Source organism: Catenulispora pinisilvae (assembly GCF_015356865.1).
Taxonomy (GTDB): Bacteria; Actinomycetota; Actinomycetes; order Streptomycetales; family Catenulisporaceae; genus Catenulispora; species Catenulispora pinisilvae.
In genome coordinates this window covers 1-6,019 of the sequence record NZ_JAAFZA010000397.1, presented here as the reverse complement: position 1 = coordinate 6,019, position 6,019 = coordinate 1, and the positions used below count along the sequence as shown (strand labels likewise).

The window sequence follows — 6,019 nt, the reverse complement described above, 5'->3', positions numbered from 1 at the left end:
CGGCTGGCGCTCGGGGCCGTGGGGCTGCTGGTGGCGACCGGGCTGTACCAGGGGTGGCGGGAGGTCGGGAGCGTCAGTGGGCTGGTGGACACGACCTACGGCCGGCTGCTGCTCGCCAAGGTCGCCGTCCTGCTCTGCGTGATCGGTGTCGCCAGGGGGTCGCGCAGCATCGTGGCGAAGTGGCGTGACGACAGCGATAGCGACGGCGACAGCGGGAGCTCGGCGGCCGCACTGCGCCGGAACGTCGCGATCGAGCTGGCGGGCGCGTCAGTGCTGCTGCTGTTGGCCGTGTTGCTGGCTGGAAACGCGCCCCCGCGCTGAGTCCTACTGCGAGGCTTTCTCAGGTTCGGCCGCCAGCACCGCCCGGAACTCGTCGAGCAACTGCTCCGAGGAGTCGGTCCAGTCGAGCCCAGTCCAGTCCAGTGACCGGATGACCATGTTGTCTACCAGCAACACCTGCGTCCCTTTTCCCGAACCCGGTGTCGGGAAAAACCGCCTCCTCATGCTCCCGATGACCAGCGCGAACCTAATGCACGCCGACCGCTACTACGCTCTTTAGGAGTTTTTAACGCCGTTCTTACACAAGGACCGTCCATAATGAGGTGAGCATGGCCGGTCGCGTCGCCACCCGATGGGCTGCCGGGCCTGACGTCACAATCGGCTACGACGACTCGAGAAAAACTTCATGCAACCCACCCAGGACACGGTCACCACCATGCCCCTCGGGCGCATCCTGTCGGCCTCACTGGACCACGCGGTCTGGCCGGTGGCCGCACCCGCGCAGGCACGGACCCTGGTCGACGTCCTAGATGCGACTGTTCAGCACCACCCCGACGCCCCCGCGCTGGAAGCGGCCGGTGTCGTTCTCACGTACCGCGAGCTGCGCGGCGCTATCGGGGCGCTCGCCGACACTTTGCGCGGGCACGGAGTCGGCCCCGGCGACAAGGTCGGCGTCCGTGTTCCCTCCGGGACCACCGATCTGTACGTGGCCATCCTCGCCGTGCTGGTCGCCGGTGCCGCCTACGTCCCGGTCGACGTGGACGACCCGGACGAGCGCGCCGAGATGATCTGGCAGGACGCCGCGGTCTGCGCGATCGTCGGCGAGGGCCGCTCGATCCGGCCCGGCCCCGGGACGCCCGGCCGGCGCTCGGGTCCGCCGAGCGGGACCGACGACGCGTGGGTGATCTTCACCTCCGGCACCACGGGCCGTCCCAAGGGTGTCGCGGTCTCGCACCGCTCGGCCGCCGCGTTCGTCGACGCCGAGGCCCGCCTGTTCCTCCGCGACCGGCCGCTGGGCCCCGGCGACCGGGTCCTGGCCGGGCTCTCGGTCGCCTTCGACGCCTCCTGCGAGGAGATGTGGCTGGCCTGGCGGCACGGCGCTTGCCTGGTCCCGGCCCCGCGCTCGCTGGTGAAGGCCGGTACGGATCTGGGCCCGTGGCTCGTGGAGCGCGGCATCACGGTGGTCTCCACGGTCCCCACCCTGGTCGCGCTGTGGCCGGCCGAGGCGCTGGACCGGGTCAGGCTGCTGATCGTCGGCGGCGAGTCGTGCCCGCCGGAGTTGGTCGAGCGGCTGGCGGTCCCGGGGCGGGAGTTCTGGAACACCTACGGCCCCACCGAGGCGACCGTCGTCGCCTGCGCCTCGCTGATGCGCGCCGGATCGCCGGTGCGGATCGGGACGCCGCTGGACGGCTGGGAGTTGGCCGTCGTCGACGGCCAGGGCCGGCCGGTGCCGTGGGGCCAGACCGGCGAGCTGCTGATCAGCGGCGTCGGCACCGCGCGGTACCTGGATCCGGCCAAGGACGCCGAGAAATTCGCGCCGCATCCCGCACTGGTCGGTCAGCGCGTCTATCGCACCGGCGACCTGGTCCGCGCCGAACGCGAAGGCCTGATCTTCCTCGGCCGCGCCGACGAGCAGGTGAAGATCGGCGGACGGCGGATCGAGCTCGGCGAGGTCGACGCGGCGTTGCAGGCACTGCCCGGGGTTCGCGCGGCGGCCGCGGCGGTCAAGGACAGTCCCGCGGGCGGGCAGGTGCTCGTCGGCTACCTCGTCGTGGAGAACGCGGCTGCGCAGCAGGCCGGGATCCCGCACCAGCGTTCTGCGAACAGCGACACGGCAGGCAGCGACACGACGAGCAACGACCCGGCGGGCAGCGACACACCGGACAGCGGTTTCGACAAGAACGCCGCCCGCGAAGCGTTGTTGCAGCGGCTCCCCCCGGCCCTGGTCCCGGTGCTGGCTCTGGTCGACGACCTGCCGACCCGCACCTCCGGCAAGGTCGATCGCAAAGCCCTGCCATGGCCGCTGCCCGGCCAGGAGTCGGGCGCCGCCGGTTCGGCGACAAACCTCGGCGGCACGGCCGGCTGGATAGCCGAACAGTGGCAGCGGCTGCTCGGCGTCCCGGTCGAGGCCGACAGCGACTTCTTCGGCCTGGGCGGCAGCAGCCTCACGGCGGCGCGGCTGGTCGGCGACATGCGCGACCGGTATCCCGGGTTCACCGTCAAGGACCTGTATCAGCACCCGAAGTTGCCGGAGCTGGCGCGGCTCCTGGACGCCTCCGAACAGTCCGGCAGCCAGGCCGGCAAGCCGCGGGTCCGGCACCGCCGCGTGCACCTGACGCCGGCCACCGCCGGGCTGTATCAGGGCTTTGTACTGTCGGTCTTGTTCGTCATCACGGCCATCCCCTGGGTGCTCGGGATCGCGGCGATGGACGACGTCATCGGGCCGGTGAAATGGGCCCCGCACACGTCGTGGTGGCTGATCGTCGGCGCCTGGCTGGCGTTGAGCAGCGCGCCGGCCCGGATGGTGATCAGCGGGGTCGGCTCGCGGGTGTTCACCCACAACTTGCAGCCGGGTTCCTATGCGCGCGGCGGCTGGACGCATCTGCGGCTGTGGACGGCCGAGCGGCTGGTCGGCGCTTTCAGCCTGGCCGGGGTCACCGGCACCCCGATGGCCTCCCGCTACGCCCGCATACTGGGGTGCCGGGTCGGGCGTGACGTCCAACTGCACTCGCTGCCTCCGGTGACCGGCATGGCCGCGTTCGGCGACGGCGCGGTGCTGGAACCGGAGGTGGACTGCGCGGGCTGGTGGATCGAGGGCGACCTGCTGCACGTCGGCGGGATCCGCGTCGGACCGCACGCCTCGGTCGGCACCCGCTCGATGCTGATGCCCGGCGCGGACGTCGGCGCCGGTGCCGAGATCGCACCCGGGAGCTGCATCGCAGGGCCCGTACCCGAAGGCGAGCGCTGGCACGGCACCCCCGCACGCCGTGACGAGAACGCGCCGACGTTCAAGTGGCCGCCGCCGGAGTACCGCAAGTCGCGGTTCTGGAACCTCGCCTACATGCTCACCCTGCCGGTGATGCAGCTGCTGCCGTTGCTGTCGGCCGCGCCGGCGCTGGTGTTCCTCTACCTGTGGCGCGGCACCCATCCCGAGCCCGGCAGTCTGGCCGATCTGATCCTGATCGCGTCGGTGCCGTTCACCGTGGTCACCGTCGTCTGCTACATACTGCTGACCGTCCTGGTGGTGCGGGTGCTGTCGCGCAAGATCGTGCCGGGCGTGTTCGCGGCGCACGGACGCGTGGCGTGGAACGTGTGGGTCGTGCACCGGCTGATGGAGACCTCACGCGTGGCACTGTTCCCGCTGTATGCCAGCCTGGCGACGCCGGTCTGGCTGCGGATGTTGGGGGCGCGGGTCGGACGGCGGGTCGAGGCCTCGACCGTGCTGGCGCTGCCGAGCCTGATGGAGGTCGACGACCACGCCTTCCTGGCCGACGACACACTGATCGCGCCGTTCGAGATCCGCGGCGGCTGGCTGCGCCTGGGGCCCGCCTACGTCGGGAAGCGGGCGTTCGTCGGCAACTCCGGCATGGTCGGCCCCTTCCGCCGGGTCGCCGACGAATCGCTGATCGGCGTGCACTCCGACACCCCGGCCCGCACCTCCCCCGGCGACTCGTGGCTGGGCCGCCCGGCCTTCACCGTGCAGCGCCAGGTGGAAGGCGGGGAGTCCACGGCGCGAACCTACGACCCACCGTTCCGGCTGATCGCCGCCCGTGCCTGCGTGGAACTGTGCCGCTGGCTACCGCTGTTCCTGTCGGTGCTGCTCGGCGACGTCGCGGTGATAGGCGTGCAGGCGGCATACGACAACTTCGGCCTGTACGGAGCCCTGCCGATCGCGATGGGCCTACTACTCGGCGTCGGCGTCACCGCCTGCCTGCTGACGACCCTGGCCAAGTGGCTCCTCGTCGGCCGGTTCCGGGTGACCCAGAAGCCACTGTGGAGCTCGTTCGTATGGCGCAACGAACTGTTCGACACCTTCATCGAGGAACTGGGCATGCCCTGGCTCGGCGCCTCCCTGATCGGCACACCCTTCATGAACATGTGGATGCGCAGCCTCGGCGCCCGCATCGGGCGCGGCGTGTGGTGCGAAAGCCACTGGCTCCCGGAAACAGACCTGGTGACCTTGGGCGACGGCGCGACGGTGAACCGCGGCGTGGTGTTGCAGACGCACCTGTTCCAGGACCGGCTGATGCGAATGGACACCGTGACACTGGGCCGCGGCGCGACACTCGGCCCGCACGCGATCGCACTGCCGGGCACGCAGCTCGACGACGCGGCGGTGGCCGGGCCGTACTCACTGGTGATGCGCGGGGACCGGCTGCGGGCCGGTACGCGGTGGTACGGGAACCCGGTCGCGCACTGGGATTCTGAGGATTAGGGCTGCGGGCTGTTCGGGGTGCACCCCGGCACCGGCGGGGTGGCCGACACCTGGACCGGCGGCCGAATTCGCCGAGTCGCCGGTACCGCACCACTAGGCTTTGCACCTATCCGGCCGGTTTTCGGTTCGTTCCCCTCGGTCGCGTCGGCAGGGCTTTGCCTACAGTGCCGGTGGCCGGGAGTCAAGTTCGCGCTATACAAACCGCCGCCTGCCCGCCCGACCGCAACGGCGCGGACTTTACTCCCGGACACCGGTGCTGTACCCCTTGGGGCTGACGACGCGACCGTGGGGAACGGACCGCACCACCTCAGGAACCGCCGCCGCTGAGACTGGCTCGACCACCCTATGGAACCGCGCCAGTTCCCCGAGGGAGCCAAGAGCCCCCGCCGGAGGCGCCGGCCCTTCACCAGGGCTCTTGATCTTGATCTGGCTCTTGTTCGGACCTGCCGGAGTTGAAGAGGCCTGAGGCGCGGCGGGGTTGTGAACGCGGGAACTGGCAGCTGAGTCGCATACTCGCCGACTCGAACCCCGAACCGGCACAACCATTACCGAAGGCCGTAAAAAGCTTTGAAAACCCACAACCAAACCGCAGCCCGGTCGGCAAACTCCAGCCCCTAAAAAAGATCCGAACCCGGAGCGGTTCACAAGCCCCTAGGACAGAGCTGGGCGACAGCGGTTCTATAGGCCGGACCAGCGATCGGGATCAAAATGCCGGGTCAAAGTGCCGAACCAAACAACCGGATCAGAGTGCCGGACCAAAGTGTCGGACCAAGTGCCGGACCAGAGTGCCGGACCAGAGTGCCGAATCAAAGTGCCGAATCAAAGTGCCGCACCAGAGAACCGAACCAAAAAACCAAATCAACCAGGCAACCCCGCAAGCGCAGCCTTGAACTCCTCAATAATCTTGCGCCCAGGACTACGGAACGCCGCGTAGATGTTGTCGACATTCGCTGTCGCCTTCGCGGTGATCTGCGTCGTCGTCGGGCCGACCGGCATCACGGTCACGACGAGTCCGCCCCAAATGGTGGCGGACTTGAACGTGCCTTCCACGCGACCGGCGGCATCGTCTACCTTGGTGAGAGTGAAGCTGGCTGCCTGCATGGCCGCGACGCACCTCGGGCCCCAGTAGGGGCTGGGGCCGTCGAACACTACAGACTCTTCCAATGACTTGCGGATCGCCATTGGTAGTTAGAGGCGCGGTGCTCGTGAGAGCCCGTTTCCTCTGTCCCCTTTCAATCCGTGCGTGCGGTTCTCCCGCACACGGCTTACCGATGATCTTCTTGACATGGTTACGCAGTCTCCGGA

At 69.3% G+C, this 6,019-nt stretch carries 4 protein-coding genes; 2 read left to right on the top strand and 2 right to left on the bottom strand.

Annotation, left to right across the window (positions count from 1 at the left end; translation table 11 throughout):
- Positions 1-321: CopD family protein (locus IZR01_RS47650; protein ID WP_194927708.1), on the top strand; the 321-nt coding region annotated here is incomplete at its 5' end.
- A gap of 3 nt (positions 322-324) precedes the next feature.
- Here IZR01_RS47650 and IZR01_RS52805 read toward each other — a convergent pair.
- Positions 325-456 carry a hypothetical protein gene (locus IZR01_RS52805; RefSeq protein WP_267255006.1) on the bottom strand — a complete coding sequence of 44 codons (132 nt, stop codon included), beginning with the start codon at positions 454-456 and terminating at the stop codon, positions 325-327.
- A gap of 259 nt (positions 457-715) precedes the next feature.
- Here IZR01_RS52805 and IZR01_RS47645 point away from each other — a divergent pair, with 259 nt between their 5' ends.
- On the top strand, positions 716-4,714 hold the full coding sequence (locus IZR01_RS47645) for a Pls/PosA family non-ribosomal peptide synthetase (RefSeq protein WP_194927709.1): 3,999 nt from the start codon (positions 716-718) through the stop codon (positions 4,712-4,714).
- 858 nt (positions 4,715-5,572) lie between these two features.
- On the opposite strand, the gene IZR01_RS47640 is transcribed toward IZR01_RS47645, so the two are convergent.
- A complete protein-coding gene (locus tag IZR01_RS47640) occupies positions 5,573-5,815 on the bottom strand; it encodes a hypothetical protein (protein WP_194927707.1) in 243 nt (80 codons plus the stop codon).
- Between the last annotated feature and the right edge of the window lie 204 nt (positions 5,816-6,019).

Bases quoted from the DNA above. Each gene is read 5' to 3' on its own strand.
- IZR01_RS47645 (WP_194927709.1), top strand. From the start codon at position 716: ATGCCCCTCGGGCGCATCCTGTCGGCCTCACTGGACCACGCGGTCTGG.
- IZR01_RS47640 (WP_194927707.1), bottom strand. From the start codon at position 5,815: ATGCAGGCAGCCAGCTTCACTCTCACCAAGGTAGACGATGCCGCCGGT.